Raw genomic sequence first — 15,902 nt, forward strand, 5'->3', positions numbered from 1 at the left:
TTACCAAGATGATAGATTGTCATTGCGAATGAAGCGTAAAGCCTTCGGCATAGCTTCGCTTAACGCGGTAGCGTCTCGTAAGAGAAGCGGAATGTTCGCCCTTGGCGTTCCCGAAGGGTAGCAATCACAAAGTCTAGATGTTGCGATTGCTTCTCTACGAGACGCTCCGCGAACGCTTCATTTCATTACGCTCGCAATGACAAAATATGTTTTTACACATTTGGGATGCTCCCGATTTTTCACGGTATCTGGAAAACCTCACTTCTATTTCTCTCTCCTAAAAGGAGAGAAACTTTGAATTTTCCCCCTTCCCGTGTCGGGAAGGGGGTTAGGGGGTTAGGTTTTCTTTCTTCTTTTCCACATGACCCGAATTGCCAGGGAACTTGGGGACAATATTAATTGGTGGCAGATGAGTTGTGGACGAAAAGACATTTTTAAAGAGAACTATTGTTGAATATTGTTTATAATCTCAATCACAAAATACCAAGCTGTAGTTGATTCCATAGTTGGGAAAAAATTTAGATATATTTCTCTTGGCGTTGAAACTTTTTAAATTTGCAAAAAGTTAGCGATCGCCTGCGGTAGTGGCAAAATAATTACAATCAACAACGCCATTGCCAGTAATCCCCAAACGTCACGTTGGTTATCCAATTCAGTGACATCATTCAGTGCAGGCTCATCAATCAATGGCATAAATAATAAGATAATCGCCCACACCAAAAATTCTTCTCTTATTAAAGCCAGTAATAGCAACAACACGCGAGCTATTTGACCAATTACGATCGCAGTTCGTTGTCCAAACATGGCATGGACAATGTGACCTCCATCTAGCTGTCCCACAGGCATTAAATTTAAGGCTGTGACAATTAGTCCTAAAAAACCAGCTACTGCAACTGGATGCAAATCAAGGGCTGATTTTGCTGTTAACTGACTACCCAAGGCTAACTTCGAGAGTACCGCTAGTAAAATGGAATACTTGGGATTAAGGGCATCAGGATTTAAAAGTCGGGTTTTTTCAGTGATGGAAACCACGTCAGAATGAGCCAAGCCCCATATTAGTAATGGCACAGTCACCACAAAGCCTGCAATTGGCCCAGCAATACTAATGTCAAATAAAGCTTTGCGGTTGGGAATGGGACTACGCATCTGAATAAATGCACCAAAAGTTCCCAAGAAAAAAGGTATGGGAATAAAGTAAGGCAACGTCGAGCGAATCTTGTAGAATTTAGCTGTCAAATAATGCCCAAGTTCGTGAATACCCAAAATAGTCATTAACCCTAAAGCATAGGGCAATCCCTTGAATAGAACATCTGGGTTAGATAGAACTTTGAACAAAGAGCCAATTTGCCATAGAGGCGGTAGAGAAACACCAGCAATTTCCACTCCCACCAAGGTAGTAGTTACCAAAGTAGCTGCTAGCAGTAGAAGTGCTAATCCTGGACGAGTTAAGCGTTCTTGTTCGCGTCGTGGTGTATTTCTCTCTTTAGCAGCTTGAGTGTTGGGAACCAGCACAAAGAAAGGTTTGTCATTTAAACCTTCTTGAAAGATCAGCAAGAAGCGATCGCCAAATTGTGCTTCAATATTAGTTTTAATCTGCTGGTAGGCGTTGCTAGCTTTAGTTCGCAACTGACCACGGCAAATCACGGCTTGTGGTCGATACTCAATATTTTGAACGTAGTATACAGACCAAGGAAAACAATTTCGTAGTTGAGTTTCTTCCGTTGGCTCAATGGGACGCACTATTGGTTCTGCAATAGGCTGGATAGTCGGCTGTGATTCTGAGGCTTGGGGTTGGGTTTGAGCCTGTGTATCTCTTGGCGATCGACGCCCCCATTGAAACAACGTCCAGTACAACACTGTGGAGACAAATATCGACCAAAGAATCAGCGCTGGCGGCGGAGGTTGTTTCGGCCCATACATCAGTGTCCATCCACTCAACAGTAATGCTGGTGCCATTAAAACCAGCCACAACAACCATACTGGCGTCCGGGTGATCTGAGCGACGCTGTGCTGCACCATTAGATAAGTAGCTAGCCCCAGTAGGAGGATAAACAGAAACCAAAATGCCATGTTATCTTCAGTAATTTTGACAAAATGCTCCGCCAGTAGCTTCAGCACCATAGCATTAACTATAAGGCAGACCTCAAATCCCAATTTTTTTCACAATGGTTAACAGTGCTGGTTAACGCTCAAGTTTCAATTCTTTAGAATTTCCACACTGGAACCAGATTGTCCACAACTCCTCAGTTTCGGCTCTTTTATCATGTGCCCTTTACCTCAAGTGCCAAGTCATACAACTAAGCCACCACGGGCTGTCTTCCCTGACGAAGTTCCTAGCGCAGGTTCTCTGCAATCGGACTTCGCACAAGAGAGCATTTTTGCTTTTCCACCCAATCGGGACACATTAGGGGGAACCTCTTATCTTATTGTAAGAAATGAAGGCAATATCCTGATAGACTGCCCTGCTCTAGACCAAACAAATCAAGATTTTTTGCGATCGCATGGAGGCGTGCGTTGGTTATTTCTCACCCATCGAGGCGCGATTGGCAAGACTGCTGAATTTCAGCAAATCTTTAGCTGCGAGGTGCTGATTCAAGAGCAAGAAGCTTATTTGTTACCAGGCTTAACCTTAACTACCTTTAGGCAGGAATTTACGCTTGATGGCGTAGCCCAAGTGATTTGGACACCAGGTCATTCTCCCGGCTCATCTTGCTTATACTACAGTGAACTTGGAGGTATATTGTTTTCTGGTCGTCATTTACTCCCTAACCAGCACGGTGAAACAGTACCATTACGGACAGCTAAAACCTTTCACTGGCCCAGGCAAATTCAGAGCCTTCGATTCTTGTTAGAAAATTTTACACCAGAAACTCTCCGCTACATTTGTCCCGGTGCTAATACAGGCTTTCTCAGAGGCAAGCGATTTATGGATCAGGCTTATCAACGCCTCGCCTCTCTGGATTTATCAGCTTTGCTGCGGATACAGCCTTTTTAGAGGCGGTTCTTGCTGGGGGCAGGGGGAGCAGGGGAAGCAGAGGGAGTAGAGGGAGCAGGGGAGAATAATAACTCCTAACTCCTAACTCTAACTAATGACTAATCCCCAATCTCCAATGCAAGTTTTGTAACGTTTGTTAAGCAAGATATTGTCCTGGGAATTCTAACTTTAGTACATAGGAATTCCCGTAAAAATTTATGAGCGCAAAAGCTGATGGAACTTTAAGGATCGCTGCCTATCAAATCATAGAGCAACTTTATTCAGGTTCTCGTGCCCGTCAAATTATTGTAGGAAAACATGGCGGAGCAATCGCGGTAAATTCCCAATTTGGCAAAGGAACTAAATTTGTCATTCAGCTACCGTTGTAGTCCCTTGTTAAAAAAAACGGGCGATCTGACAGCAGAAACCAGGTAGTAGAGGGGATGTAAGTTCATCCTCCGATCGCAACGTTCCTACCAACCTGAGTTGTCCCGCATCCCGCCGATAGACTTCTATCTGCTGGAGTCGCCAGTTGACAATCCAATATTCCAGGACACCCTTGAGAGAATATAACCGCAGTTTCACTTCGCGATCGCGGCGCTCATTTTGGCTACCCAAAGAAAGGACTTCTACAACTAAATCCGGTGCAGCAGTAAGATGTCCAGATTCATCAACAATTCCAGCTAGGCGTTCTTGCTTGACCCATACCACATCAGGAATCACGTCATCTACATCAGAGAACACCACACCCGGTGCAAAAAAAGGCTTACCCAGGTTGGTTTCTTCCGACCAAAAGAATAATCGTGCATAAATACGACCCCCAGAGTCTTGATGACCTAGATGTGGAGCGCGAGTCACAAACAATTCTCCATCAACGATTTCGTAATGCTTCCATTCGCTGTCAGGAAATAGTTCTAAATCAGCACTACTCCAACGAATCTGATTTGAGGTGGTCTGAGTCATGTTGCTTTGCTCCGAATTCAAAATTTAAAATTAACAATCCCCACACTTCAACAAGACTTCGACGTGAGCACTCAGTGAAACGCTCAGTAACCATAAATAAATGGTGTTGTTAGTCAATTGATACAAGATATTGCACCTTAATGTCATTCTTTAATTATTAATTATGAATTGGTAATTATTCGGTCATTCCCAGTCATAGACTGGGAACAAGGCGAACTCCTAACTCCTGTAGAGACGCGATTAATCGCGTCTCTACACCTTCCCCGCCACAACCGAGTTTTTCTTCAAAAGTTCCACTGCTGCTTGATATTGCAGATCCGCTTCCGTGCCAATCTGGTCACGGTTAATTGGATCTTGGGAAATCACTTTATCTGGCTTAATACCTAGTTTATTGATATCCCGGTGTTGAGGAGTTTCATACTTAGCAATTGTAACTGCCAAGCCCGAACCATCTGATAATTCAAATAAAGATTGAATTAGTCCCTTACCAAAGGTGGTTTCGCCTACCAACTGGGCACGACCATTATCTTGGAGTGCGCCGGCGAGAATTTCACTAGCACTGGCAGTTCCTTGATTCACCAAAATCACCAGAGGATCGGTCGTCAGGGGTGGCCCAAAGGCTTCAAAACTACCTTGAATACCTTGTCGGTTCACAGTGTAGACGATAGTACCAGAGTCTAACCACAGACGGGCGATTTCAATTCCTGATTGTAATAACCCCCCAGGATTATTTCGTAAATCTAGAATGTAGGCATCAGCGCCTTTTTTTTCTAGACTAGAAATAGCGTGTGCCAATTCCGTTGAGGCGTTGGCATTGAATTGAGTAAGGCGAAGGTAGCCAATGGGCGTACCCTCAGTGGAAACACGCAAATCTGAAACCACAGGGTTAAGAGCAATGCGATCGCGTGTCAGTCTAATTTCTGTTTCTGTCTCTCCGTCCCGTTCGATCAGGAGAGTAACAAGGCTGCCGCTCGGCCCGCGCATTTTAGTTGCAGCTTCATCTAAGGTAAGATTTTCTGTGGAAACGCCTTCAATTTTGAGAATGCGATCGCGTGGTCTAATTCCCGCTTTATCTGCTGGTGAACCTGCTATGGGAGCAACTACTTCCAACTTCCCAGTCTCAGGATTTAGGGCAATTTGCAATCCTACCCCAGTAAGTTCGCCAGAAGTATTGACCTGTAAGCTGCGGTACTGTTCCGGATCTAAAAAGCGCGTAAAAGGATCGTCGAGGCTCTTGAGCATCTTCCCAATTGCCGCATAACTGGCATTTGAGTCTGTCAGTGGCTTCTCCAGAACCTTTTGCCGGACTGCTGCCCAGTTTTGATGATTAAACGTCTCATCTAGATAAGTGCGATTAACAATTCGCCAAACTTCCGAAACCAGCTTTTGTTCCGTCGTCAAAGCCATCGCCGGCTGCGTGAGCGTACCCAACGCCAACCAAAACGCCATTAACAATGAAAATCCAACCCGAAAGACTTGTTTGTTCATGAACCCCATTCTCAATTCCACCTCAACCCAAATTGCCTAGAAATGCCCACTTGCTCTGTTGTTGATGAAATCTATCTCTCGATTATGTTACTTTTTTTATAGAAGTGGTGCATTTCTCTCATCAAGTTGTTCAGTCAACTGATGCGTTGTATGCACTCATCAAAGGATAAAATCTACTTTGTGTCCACCATTTTCTGTGCAGGGGCGTAAAGAGATCGCAATATATTCCTTCTTTACAGAGTGTAAAGTTTCTGAAGACTCTTAGCACCCTGAAAGCTGACAAGCAAACAAAACTCGCCTTTACTAAAATCCCAAAATTGCTAATTGGGAGAGAAGTCACAAGCGGCGGCTTATGAGAAGTCCGTAGACAATTCTGCTGCTACCCTAGCCTGTGGCAACCCTTTTGTCGAAAGGGAAAACCTAAAGGTAAACCCGCAGGATGCCGAGGCTTGAGAACATCAGAATTTTGGTCGCCGATTTAGAACTTCGGAATTTATCAACCGCAACCGACTTTTAGGAACTTGAGATTGTATGGCCAACGTTTCCGACTGGTTTGAGGAACGCCTGGAGATTCAGGCACTCGCCGAAGACGTTACTAGTAAGTACGTCCCTCCCCACGTCAACATCTTCTACTGTTTGGGTGGAATTACCCTGGTTTGTTTTCTCATCCAGTTTGCCACTGGATTTGCGATGACGTTCTACTACAGACCAACAGTTACTGAAGCTTTCTCCTCTGTGGAGTACATCATGAATGAAGTAAGCTTCGGTTGGCTAATTCGCTCCATCCATCGCTGGTCTGCCAGCATGATGGTATTGATGATGATTTTGCACACCTTCCGGGTTTATCTGACTGGTGGTTTCAAAAAGCCCCGCGAACTGACCTGGATAAGTGGTGTCATCCTAGCTGTGATTACAGTTTCCTTTGGAGTCACTGGCTATTCCCTACCTTGGGATCAAATTGGCTACTGGGCTGTGAAAATTGTTAGCGGTGTACCAGAAGCAATTCCCGTAGTTGGCGTTTTGATCTCCGACTTGCTGCGCGGCGGTTCTAGTGTTGGTCAAGCAACACTAACTCGTTACTACAGCGCACACACCTTTGTGCTGCCTTGGTTGATTGCAGTTTTCATGCTGTTTCACTTCTTGATGATCCGCAAACAAGGCATTTCCGGGCCTTTGTAATCTCAGTTATTAGCGAAAGGCAACGTTTATCAGTTTCCAGATGAAGTTGTTTGTTTTAAACTTATGAAACACAAGAAATTAATTGTACATAAGTTCCAAAAAACAAACACTTGTATCTCAAACCTAAAGCTGTAGAGTCCCTCCAGGCGCCTGACCGTAAATAGACAAATGCTGTTTGCCGCAAGGCTAGAGTTGCCTAGTAGCTGATAGCTTTCACAAATGCTTTAATTTAACTTAAGCAGGAGAGCATATTTCAAAATGTCAACACAAAAAAAACCTGACCTGAGCGATCCTCAGTTAAGAGCCAAACTAGCCAAAGGCATGGGTCACAACTACTATGGTGAACCCGCTTGGCCTAATGACCTACTTTACGTCTTTCCAATCGTGATCATGGGTTCCTTCGCTGCGATTGTGGCTCTAGCTGTGCTAGATCCCGCTATGACCGGTGAACCAGCAAATCCTTTCGCCACACCATTGGAAATTTTGCCAGAGTGGTACTTGTATCCAGTTTTCCAAATTTTGCGATCGCTTCCTAACAAACTTTTAGGAGTGTTAGCAATGGGTTCAGTACCAGTGGGGCTAATCCTCGTTCCCTTTATTGAGAACGTTAATAAGTTCCAAAACCCCTTCCGTCGTCCAGTTGCAACCACAGTGTTCCTCTTTGGTACCCTTGTCACCTTGTGGCTGGGTATTGGTGCTGCCTTGCCATTGGATAAATCTTTGACCTTGGGACTATTCTAAATTAGTCACCACAAAGTGCTTTGACGCCTGTGAGTTTTAAAAGCAGATGCAGATGTGCTTTTGAAAAAAATTTACAGGCGTCAATTTTAATAATTCAGATTGCATCTGGGATCTGAAGTTTTGGATGGAAAAGCTATTCCAAAATTTAAAATCACCAAAAAGTCATCAACTACAAACATTTTTCACTTACTTAACGTAAGTTGCTAGTTACAATTCTCGAAATGCCAAAATCGTTCATGTTTTGTCTTTTGGGACATAGAATATCTCAAAATATATTTTTCTATATCAGAGAAATTCTGCGAATAGTGCAAAATTTAATAACTAGCAACTTGGGTTTACTTATATTTAAGTCACAGTTAATGTTTAGCATAGTGCAGCAAGACCATCTGACGGTTAAGAGCGAACTCAGTCTCCTAAACCAGGTGCAAGAATGGTTCGAGCAATTTTGTCTGCAACATTTGTCTCAACTTGGCTGGTCAAAAACCCAACTTGATCGCCTAAATTTAGCATTAGCAGAAGGCTTTACCAACGCTGTTCGTCACGCTCATCATGCTTTACCCCCAGAAACAACCATTGAAATTAACATTTATCTGTGGATTGACCGACTAGAGATTAGAATTTGGGATTATGGAAAACCTTTCAATCCTGATGCGATCGCAGAGCCAGAGCCAGGTACGCTGCAAGTAGGTGGGTATGGATGGTTTCTCCTGAGGCGGTTGGCTGATCGTGTTGTATACGAGCGTGGTGCAGATGGTAGAAATTGCCTCCTCATCGTCAAATACTCTGTAGAAGCACAAAAGTAAAAGTCAAGCAGTCAAAATTAGGACTTACGCAAAAACCCTCTCAAACTCTCATTCCTCCGTGACCTCTGCGCCGCGCCAGTTGCTTCAAGTCTCTTAACCGCAAGGGGGCACTGGCTTCTCTGTGGTTCGTTTTCCGTTACTCGTGCGTAAGTCCTAAAAATAAAGGAAGGTAAGAATACTTCTGATACCAATTTTGGGTTTTAAGCAAAGGCGTAGCGTAGGGAAGGAGTACCAGGGTACGAAGGCTTGTCTTGTCTAGGAGACGTTGCACGTAGCTTGATTATAATTAGGAGTACGACAAACAAAACTTCTCCTTCTCCTATGGTCGCCGCGCAAGGGGCGGAACTTTTTCCCAAAGTTGAGCCACTCACTTAAAAACAGAAGCACGGCGGAGTATCTGCTCAAATATGTAGTTATTTGATTGATAAAAGTATACTCCTTTTTCAATATTATCTGGATTGGAGTAATATGTTTTTTACGTAAAATTGCTTGTTTATTATGAGCATTTTGTAAAATAAAGAATATTGTTGTATAAAAAGAATTAATGAATCCAGTAAAGATAACATTCGACCTAGACTAGCTCTTTTGTTAAGATTTGTCAGCAGTGTTGAGAGTCTTAATTTATGTTCTCCAACAAGTGCCATTTTGTGCTTAAAGAGATAGAGGAAATAGGGGACAAAATATGATTAAGACAGCCCTAATTACAGGAATTACTGGTCAAGATGGCTACTATCTCAGCCATTTGCTCCTCAACCGTGGTTATCGAGTTGTAGGATTAGTACCCCCACATCGACAACCTAATTTGACAAAACTAGGAACACTGGCAAATCAGGTAGAAATTTATACGGTTGATTTGAGGGATAATGCGGCGCTGTTGACCGCAGTTGAACAGCTGCGTCCCCAAGAAATTTACAATTTGGCGGCTCCGAGTTTTGTACCCGATTCTTGGAACGACCCATTGGGAACCCTGGATCTGATAACTGGTACGGCTACAAGGCTTTTGGAAGCAGTACGACAGGTTGGTTTGTCTACCAGGTTTTATCAAGCCAGCAGCTCAGAAATGTTTGGCGATGTATTTATTTCGCCTCAAGATGAAGAAACGCCTTTTCGCCCCAAAAATCCCTATGCTGCGGCCAAGATGCACGCCCACTGGACAATGGTGCATCACAGACAGCGCTATGGGCTATTTGCCTGTAGTGGAATTTTATATAACCATGAGTCTCCTCTACGACCACCTCAGTTTGTTACACGCAAAGTTTCTTTAGCGGCTGCATCGATTAAATTGGGTTTAACTGACACCTTGGAAATGGGTAACCTAGATGCCAAACGCGATTGGGGCTTTGCTGGAGATTACGTAGAAGCAATGTGGTTAATGTTGCAAATCGATGAACCAGAAGAATATGTGATTGGCACTGGTAAGCTCCACAGCGTTAGAGATTTAGTTGCCGCAGCCTTTGAGTCTGTCGGATTGGATTGGACACAGCATGTAGTTTTAAATACGAGCTTATTGCGACAAGATGAGCATTTTCAACTAGTAGCTAACCCCAGTAAAGCTAAAATAAACCTTGGTTGGGAACCCCAAGTGAGCTTTGAGGAACTTTTAGAAAAAATGGTAAAAACAGATTTAGAGCGGTTACAAAGCGGTGCGATCGCGCCCTTACCGCGAGTGTAAATAACCTAACATGCATATCACTACAGTGACAGAAAACCTCAAGTTAGGTGATAAAATTAACAAAAAAACAAATCATGTCTTCGTGTTTTTAGAAATTTTTGCCCACGAAGGCGGTATCCAATCATATATAAAAGATATTTTTCGCGCCTATCTGGGATTGAGCCAAGCCTACAAAGCGGAAGTCTTTTTGCTGCGAGATAGTCCTGATAGCTTAAATCCGTTTAAAGACAAGAACTTAAAATTTCATTACTTTAAAAATCAGTCTCCCCAAATAGGAAGACTGCAAATGGCAGCAGCTTTACTCAAGTGTCTTTTGCAAAGCCGTCCGCAACAAGTTTTCTGCGGTCATATTAACTTAGCACTATTAGTACAAACTCTTTGCCAGCCCTTGGGGATTCCTTACACCGTGCTAACTTACGGCAAAGAAGTTTGGGAACCGCTCAAAAATCAAGAACGTCGCGCCCTGACATCAGCAGCTGGAATTTGGACAATTAGTCGTTACAGCCGCGATCGCGCTTGTGCCGCTAATAGTTTAAACCCGAAAATGGTACAGATGATGCCTTGTGCAATTGATGGGGATAAATTTACTCCTGGTTCCAAGCAGCCAGAATTAATCCAGAAGTATGGCTTAACTGATGCTAAGGTGTTAATGACAGTAGCGCGGTTATGGTCAGGGGATATTTACAAAGGTGTAGATGTAACGATTCGGGCATTACCACAAATCGCTCAGGTTTTCCCAGAAGTGAAATATTTGGTAATTGGCCGCGGCGATGACCAACCGCGATTAGCAAAACTTGCTGCATATTTAGGTGTGAGCGATCGCGTCGTATTTGCTGGTTTCGTTGCTACAGAGGAATTAATGGAACATTACCGCCTTGCTGATGCCTATATTATGCCTTCGCAAGAAGGCTTTGGCATTGTTTATCTGGAAGCAATGGCTTGTGGAGTGCCTGTATTATCCGGTGATGACGATGGTTCAGCTGATCCTTTGCAAGATGGTAAACTAGGGTGGCGAGTCCCACACCGCAGTCCTGATGCGGTAGCAACGGCTTGTATAGAAATGCTTCAAGGGAATGACCAGCGATGTAATGGAGAGTGGCTACGAGAACAAGCGATCGCTCTGTTTGGCATAGATGCCTTTCAACAGCACTTGCAAAAAATTCTTCTATCCTCAGTAATGAAGTCCATTTGAGTCCAAATGACAAATACTTCGACTACGCTCAGTACAAGTGACCAATAATTAAAATCGCTATCCTAGAAGGAGAGCAGGACGACATTTAAAAAATGAGCTTTAAGTCATTTCAATTGAATCTTTTAAATCTCCGCCCTTGGCTTACCCTGCTGGCAGTTATTTGGTTGCTGGCATCACTGGGCTTGGGTTGGTTGGTTAATTCGTTGCTAATTATTGTCGGGTTGCTGTTTTTAGCACCCATTGTGGCTTTTTTTGGCTTTCGTTGGTGGCTGCAACGTAACTTGGTTGCAGACCAGTGTCCCGTCTGTAGATATGAATTTACAGGTTTAAATAACAGTCAGTTGCAGTGCCCTAACTGTGGGGAGTCACTGTTAGTACAAAATAGTCATTTTCAGCGCTTCACACCAGAAGGCACAATTGATGTCAAAGCTGTTGAAGTCCCAGCCAAATCACTGGAAGATTAGTCATTAGTCATTAGTCATTGGTCATTGGTCATTAGCAAAGGACAAATGACTAGTGACAAAGGACAAATGACTATTTATTTGTTTGTTGCGAGATTGAGAGGGTGTAGTTAAAGCTTGGCTTTCCTTGGGATAGTTCGCCCACAAACAGCGAGTATGTTCCTGCCTGCCAGTAACCAGAAAGTTCTGGCTTGCCTCCAGAATATTTATCTGCCATTACACAAAAGCGTCCCCCTGGCCCATCGATCAATAGCGTTGGCTTCCCTTCACTTTCTACTGTTAATCGCAAATAAGGTAGTGACTCTGTAACCTGGATAACTTGATTAGGTTCAGTGGGAATATTGCCACAATTACTTTTGACAGTTCCCCCAGACTTTCCCTTCAAAATTAGTGGATCTGGTTGGAGATTCCGATTAATTTGGGTTGTTGGTGTCTGTGCCAAATTAGTCTGGGCGAAAACCAAACTCATCGCCAAAGCTGTGGGAACCATTGTAAGTAGCCTAAGCGTTTTCATTTTAATTAATGCTCCAGATTTTTTCTAGAGCAATATTGTTATATGGTGATGATTTATATAGACGGCAGCAATCCGTCTTAGTTCCAAAAGGTGTCGTATAAAGCAATACTACTCATCTCAGGATTTTTTGTGAATATTTGATGGGTGTAAAGACCATTAAATAATTCGTAATTCGTAATTCGTAATGGGCAACTCTTAGAGACGCTAAACGCGAACGCCCCGCAACGCTTTCGTAAATTTTGTTTTGTAATGGGGATTTAACCCCAACACAAAACAAAATTTTTATTGAACCAGGGGACTTAAACCCACGGAACTAGTTAATCGTGCAAATTATCTATGTGTGGTGGCGCTTTTGCACCAAAATATTCTACCCTATATTCTGCCCTTCAATCCGTAACACGCAAAAATTCCAAAAATCATCATAATTTTTACTGCCCAGAAAGGTATTGCACACACAGACATTAGCTAAAATCACTAAGACAACCACCAAAAATAGAATTTGTTGGTCTGTTGTGGAATAAGTGACATAGCTGAGGTAGAAAAGATTGATGAATCCTCAAAGAGAAGAAGACTTGCAGCGTCGCCTCAATAAGCTAGAGGCAGAGATTAATTCTTCGCCTGAAGTGGTTCCCCAACCACAAGAGCAAAAACAGATGCCTCAGTCTGTTTTTGCCAAGTTTAACTTGCAACTGGAGCGATTTCAGATTTGGTTCAACAGCTTATCTGGGACAAAAAAGCTGGTAGTTTCGGGTGTGACGGTGGTAGTAGGCTTGGCGATGCTGCAAGCAGTGTTTAAACTGGTTGCATCTGTAATTAGTCTGGCACTTTTGGCAGTGTTAGTGTATGTTGGATACAAAATTTTTGTGTCTAGTAGCTTTCAACGTAAGTAATAAGCTGATATGCATTTACTTTGCATACCCGTAGTTATGAAAGTCAGGAGCCATGATACAAAAGGCTCCTGACTTATAGCTGCAAAATTCTATTTCACTTTTTGCCGGTTAGCTTAGTCTATTTTAATTATGCCGAGCGCGGCGTATAAATAATGTCAAAGGAAATTATGCGATGACGACACCAATTATCAAAAGAAGTAATCAATCTGATCAGTCAAAACAACCAGAAAGAGCCAATTCGCTGCTGCTAGCAAGCAGGCGGTTTGCTGCTTGGGCGGCTGAAATCACACTAGTGGTTAGCAGTGGGTTGATTCCCTTCGGCATTGGTGTCTATGCCAATTCTAGAAGCGATTTTAACCGAGTGCCCCTTAACCCCGTATTGGTAGTTACAGAAAGAGCGATCGCCAGACCCCTGGCTCTACCTGTTAGCTATGGCATCCGTAACGTGGCATGGCCGACTAATATTTTGTGGACAATCGCCCTGTTAGCACCTGTAACTCTCTCATGGTGGCAATTGTATTTACTGGCTAAGACTGGTAGCACAATTCCTAAACGCTGGTTAAAAGTGCGGGTTGTCAACGAGCAAGGAAGGCCACCTGGTTTGGGGGCAGTGGTGATTAGAGAAGGAGTTGGGCGTTGGACTGTACCCATTTCCATCGCCTATCTGCTGTGGCGCTACAGCTTTGCTTTTCCTAATTTAGGATTATTCACATTTTTGTCTTTGTTAATGATTGTAGGTGAAGGGATAGGCTTACCGTCGCGCCGGGGGCGTCGCGCATTGCACGATCAACTTGCAGGCACTTATACAATAGATGCGACTCGCCCCTTGCCATCCTCACTTTTAGCTAACAACAAACAAGCTGAGTCTACTGGCGGTAATGATGAAGCCGAAGAATGGCAGGAGGGAGAAGAATTAGCGGCAGCCCAAACCAACCAGTCGCCTAATCTGTGGCGGCGGATACAGCAAAATCCTAATCTGACTTTGTTTGGGATAGGGCTTACGAGTATGACTGCTGTGTTGGCAACTTTAATAGGTACTCAAGTTTATATCCAAATTCAACAATCCCAGCGATCAACCGAGAAAATCAACAGGGAACAGTTCCTCGAACTTCGCAACCAATTGAATTCCAACTCTGGGGCGACTAATGAGCAACGCCAAAGTGCAATTCTGGCTATGGGTGGCATTAATGACCCACAGTCCGCTAAATTTCTGGCGGATCTCTTGGTTAGCGAAACCAACCCCAGCCTCTTGGATACGATTCAACAAGCTTTGACAACTGTTGGGCCCAAAGCCATCCCAGAACTAAAAAATAAAAATCAGTTTTTGGTTAGCGAACTAGAGTCTGTGGGTAGCACTGCAACCCAAGAACGGGAATTACGGCAAGGGCGGCTACAAAGAAACCAGCGGACGATCAACAAGATTCTTTCTGTTTACAGTGGTAAAATCGAGGGCGTTGACCTTAGTAGCACCCAATTAGGTCAAAGTGGGACTCCAGGAAGTTCCTTCTTCAACTTGGTACTAGACAACCTTGATTTATCAGGAGTTAAGTTTAGATCTGCAAATCTTAACCAAGCCAGCTTTAAGGGTAGCCGCTTTCGAGGCGTGGGTGAAGATGGACGCTGGGATACCTATGATGATGTAATGGCTGATTTAAGCCAAGCTCAGTTGCAGCAAGCTAATCTTACTGATGCTAATCTCAGTCGCGTTTTGATGAACCGGATCGATTTGAGCCGCGCCACTCTCAACAGAGCCAACTTATCCAACGCCCGTCTATATGAAGCTAAACTCAACAGCGCCCAACTAGTAGGAGCCGATCTGCGAAACGCTGTTTTGGAAAAAGCCAGCTTGACTGGAGCAGATTTAGGCGATGCTAAATTGAACGAAGCCAATCTGTACGGTGCGCGTTTAGGTCGCGCCACTGCCATCGGAACGCAATTATCCTTTGCCAATTTAACTAACACTGATTGGCAAGGGGCAGATTTATCAGGAGCCTATTTGGATCGTGCTAATCTCAGCAATGCTAACTTGAGTGCCACTCGTCTAGCTGGTGCTGTTTTGCGTTCTGCCCAGATGGAAAACGCTAACTTGCAAAATGCCGACCTGAGTCTTGCAGATTTACGGGGGGCAAATGTCGCCGGGGCAGATTTTAAGGGGGCAATTCTCGCTCCTAGTAAACAAGATCCAGCAGATCAATTTGTAGAAACCCCAGATTTAGGCTCAGTATCTGCCGTAGTCCAAGGGGTTGATTTTTCTAAAGCCAAAAATTTAGATCCCAAGCAAGTAGCATACATTTGTACTCAAGGAGGCATTCATTCTAGTTGCCCGTAGAATGGAGGGAGCAAGAGGAGCAGGGAGCAGGGAGCAGGGAGCAGGGGGCAGGGGAGGATGACGGAGATGAGGGAGACAAGGCAACCAATGCCCAATGCCCAATGACTAATGACTAATGACTAATGACTAATGACTAATGACTAATTGGTGTGAGGAGTTCGGTTATGAAATTTATTGCATATTTGGTTTCAGTTTTGGGGGCTGGCTTGGTCTTGAGTCTGGCAAGTAGTAAACCAGCACAAGCTCAAGTAGCCTATGGCAGTTATATCGGTATAGGCCCCGCTATTGGTTTTACTGACGGTATCCAATTGGGGGGGGTTATAGCCGGTCGCTACAAGCTTTTGGAAGCACCGATTTCACTGCGTGCCCAAGTGTTAGTTGGTAATAATACAGCAGTTGTGCCAACGGTTTCTTACGATTTTCCCCTCAACTGGCAAGCTGATGCTTACCTGGGTGCTGGGTTAGTGTTGGCTGGTGGTGGTGGATCTTCTCCTGTGGGCGACAAAATTAGTTTTGCTTTACAACCGGGCATTGATTATATGATCCCAAATAGCAATACTGTGCTTTTTGGCAACGCCATTATCGCTTTTGATGCCTACCGTGATAGCGGTGGTACAGCTATCTCTGTACAAGGTGGTGTTGGTTTGAGATTTTAATGGGCACAGAAAAACCCTACTGCGATCGCTATCCCTATCC

At 43.9% G+C, this 15,902-nt stretch carries 16 protein-coding genes; 12 read left to right on the top strand and 4 right to left on the bottom strand.

The features are described from left to right. Nucleotides 1-549: 549 nt before the first annotated feature. A complete protein-coding gene (locus LC586_RS10010; RefSeq protein ID WP_229484447.1) occupies nt 550-2,070 on the bottom strand; it encodes a site-2 protease family protein in 1,521 nt (506 codons plus the stop codon). Between the two features lie 193 nt (nt 2,071-2,263). On the opposite strand from LC586_RS10010, the gene LC586_RS10015 reads away from it, so the two are divergent. Then, complete coding sequence (locus tag LC586_RS10015) at nt 2,264-2,995, top strand: MBL fold metallo-hydrolase (RefSeq protein WP_229484404.1); 732 nt, start codon at nt 2,264-2,266, stop codon at nt 2,993-2,995. A gap of 197 nt (nt 2,996-3,192) precedes the next feature. After that, nucleotides 3,193-3,363, top strand: a complete 171-nt coding sequence (locus LC586_RS10020) for a cell wall metabolism sensor histidine kinase WalK (protein WP_229484405.1) — start codon at nt 3,193-3,195, stop codon at nt 3,361-3,363. A gap of 7 nt (nt 3,364-3,370) precedes the next feature. Here the strand turns inward: LC586_RS10020 and LC586_RS10025 are convergent, their stop codons facing one another. After that, nucleotides 3,371-3,937 (bottom strand): Uma2 family endonuclease, encoded by a 567-nt coding sequence (locus LC586_RS10025; RefSeq protein WP_229484406.1) that lies wholly within the window; start codon nt 3,935-3,937, stop codon nt 3,371-3,373. A 252-nt stretch (nt 3,938-4,189) separates the two neighbouring features. Further along, entirely contained in the window at nt 4,190-5,434 is a 1,245-nt protein-coding gene (gene ctpA, locus LC586_RS10030) for a carboxyl-terminal processing protease CtpA (RefSeq protein WP_229484407.1), read from the bottom strand. A gap of 522 nt (nt 5,435-5,956) precedes the next feature. Between ctpA and petB the strand changes: the two genes are divergently transcribed. The 6 genes from petB (at nt 5,957) to LC586_RS10060 (ending at nt 11,476) form a co-directional block, all read left to right on the top strand. Further along, nucleotides 5,957-6,604: a cytochrome b6 gene (petB, locus tag LC586_RS10035; protein ID WP_100900603.1), complete on the top strand. Its 648-nt coding sequence runs from the start codon at nt 5,957-5,959 to the stop codon at nt 6,602-6,604. 258 nt (nt 6,605-6,862) lie between these two features. Continuing rightward, a complete protein-coding gene (petD, locus tag LC586_RS10040) occupies nt 6,863-7,345 on the top strand; it encodes a cytochrome b6-f complex subunit IV (RefSeq protein WP_069068452.1) in 483 nt (160 codons plus the stop codon). A 359-nt stretch (nt 7,346-7,704) separates the two neighbouring features. Beyond that, a complete protein-coding gene (locus tag LC586_RS10045) occupies nt 7,705-8,148 on the top strand; it encodes an ATP-binding protein (protein WP_100903086.1) in 444 nt (147 codons plus the stop codon). Between the two features lie 682 nt (nt 8,149-8,830). Beyond that, nucleotides 8,831-9,820: a GDP-mannose 4,6-dehydratase gene (locus tag LC586_RS10050; protein ID WP_229484408.1), complete on the top strand. Its 990-nt coding sequence runs from the start codon at nt 8,831-8,833 to the stop codon at nt 9,818-9,820. Between the two features lie 10 nt (nt 9,821-9,830). Beyond that, complete coding sequence (locus tag LC586_RS10055) at nt 9,831-11,012, top strand: glycosyltransferase (RefSeq protein ID WP_229484409.1); 1,182 nt, start codon at nt 9,831-9,833, stop codon at nt 11,010-11,012. A gap of 92 nt (nt 11,013-11,104) precedes the next feature. Next, on the top strand, nt 11,105-11,476 hold the full coding sequence (locus LC586_RS10060) for a hypothetical protein (RefSeq protein ID WP_100900598.1): 372 nt from the start codon (nt 11,105-11,107) through the stop codon (nt 11,474-11,476). Between the two features lie 70 nt (nt 11,477-11,546). Here the strand turns inward: LC586_RS10060 and LC586_RS10065 are convergent, their stop codons facing one another. Beyond that, nucleotides 11,547-11,987 carry a hypothetical protein gene (locus LC586_RS10065; RefSeq protein WP_229484410.1) on the bottom strand — a complete coding sequence of 147 codons (441 nt, stop codon included), beginning with the start codon at nt 11,985-11,987 and terminating at the stop codon, nt 11,547-11,549. 548 nt (nt 11,988-12,535) lie between these two features. On the opposite strand from LC586_RS10065, the gene LC586_RS10070 reads away from it, so the two are divergent. The 4 genes from LC586_RS10070 to LC586_RS10080 all read left to right on the top strand — a co-directional run bounded on the left by LC586_RS10070 (nt 12,536) and on the right by LC586_RS10080 (nt 15,862). Next, the gene (locus LC586_RS10070) at nt 12,536-12,877 is read left to right on the top strand and encodes a hypothetical protein (RefSeq protein ID WP_229484411.1); all 342 of its coding nucleotides are present in this window, start codon (nt 12,536-12,538) and stop codon (nt 12,875-12,877) included. Nucleotides 12,878-13,049: 172 nt separating this feature from the next. Next, nucleotides 13,050-15,206, top strand: coding sequence for a pentapeptide repeat-containing protein (locus LC586_RS10075; protein ID WP_229484412.1), 2,157 nt, complete (start codon nt 13,050-13,052; stop codon nt 15,204-15,206). Beyond that, a complete protein-coding gene (locus tag LC586_RS40550) occupies nt 15,197-15,322 on the top strand; it encodes a hypothetical protein (protein WP_267921655.1) in 126 nt (41 codons plus the stop codon). The genes LC586_RS10075 and LC586_RS40550 overlap by 10 nt, the downstream gene beginning before the upstream one ends. A gap of 48 nt (nt 15,323-15,370) precedes the next feature. Continuing rightward, nucleotides 15,371-15,862, top strand: a complete 492-nt coding sequence (locus LC586_RS10080; RefSeq protein ID WP_229484413.1) for a hypothetical protein — start codon at nt 15,371-15,373, stop codon at nt 15,860-15,862. Nucleotides 15,863-15,902 lie beyond the last annotated feature (40 nt).

This window comes from Nostoc favosum CHAB5714 (assembly GCF_020829495.1).
Classification (GTDB): Bacteria; Cyanobacteriota; Cyanobacteriia; order Cyanobacteriales; family Nostocaceae; genus Nostoc; species Nostoc favosum.

What these genes read in the sequence shown, in the direction of transcription:
- LC586_RS10010 (WP_229484447.1), bottom strand. Translation starts at nt 2,070, where the DNA reads ATGGCATTTTGGTTTCTGTTTATCCTCCTACTGGGGCTAGCTACTTAT.
- LC586_RS10015 (WP_229484404.1), top strand. Translation starts at nt 2,264, where the DNA reads ATGTGCCCTTTACCTCAAGTGCCAAGTCATACAACTAAGCCACCACGG.
- LC586_RS10020 (WP_229484405.1), top strand. Translation starts at nt 3,193, where the DNA reads ATGAGCGCAAAAGCTGATGGAACTTTAAGGATCGCTGCCTATCAAATC.
- LC586_RS10025 (WP_229484406.1), bottom strand. Translation starts at nt 3,937, where the DNA reads ATGACTCAGACCACCTCAAATCAGATTCGTTGGAGTAGTGCTGATTTA.
- ctpA (WP_229484407.1), bottom strand. Translation starts at nt 5,434, where the DNA reads ATGGGGTTCATGAACAAACAAGTCTTTCGGGTTGGATTTTCATTGTTA.
- petB (WP_100900603.1), top strand. Translation starts at nt 5,957, where the DNA reads ATGGCCAACGTTTCCGACTGGTTTGAGGAACGCCTGGAGATTCAGGCA.
- petD (WP_069068452.1), top strand. Translation starts at nt 6,863, where the DNA reads ATGTCAACACAAAAAAAACCTGACCTGAGCGATCCTCAGTTAAGAGCC.
- LC586_RS10045 (WP_100903086.1), top strand. Translation starts at nt 7,705, where the DNA reads ATGTTTAGCATAGTGCAGCAAGACCATCTGACGGTTAAGAGCGAACTC.
- LC586_RS10050 (WP_229484408.1), top strand. Translation starts at nt 8,831, where the DNA reads ATGATTAAGACAGCCCTAATTACAGGAATTACTGGTCAAGATGGCTAC.
- LC586_RS10055 (WP_229484409.1), top strand. Translation starts at nt 9,831, where the DNA reads ATGCATATCACTACAGTGACAGAAAACCTCAAGTTAGGTGATAAAATT.
- LC586_RS10060 (WP_100900598.1), top strand. Translation starts at nt 11,105, where the DNA reads ATGAGCTTTAAGTCATTTCAATTGAATCTTTTAAATCTCCGCCCTTGG.
- LC586_RS10065 (WP_229484410.1), bottom strand. Translation starts at nt 11,987, where the DNA reads ATGAAAACGCTTAGGCTACTTACAATGGTTCCCACAGCTTTGGCGATG.
- LC586_RS10070 (WP_229484411.1), top strand. Translation starts at nt 12,536, where the DNA reads ATGAATCCTCAAAGAGAAGAAGACTTGCAGCGTCGCCTCAATAAGCTA.
- LC586_RS10075 (WP_229484412.1), top strand. Translation starts at nt 13,050, where the DNA reads ATGACGACACCAATTATCAAAAGAAGTAATCAATCTGATCAGTCAAAA.
- LC586_RS10080 (WP_229484413.1), top strand. Translation starts at nt 15,371, where the DNA reads ATGAAATTTATTGCATATTTGGTTTCAGTTTTGGGGGCTGGCTTGGTC.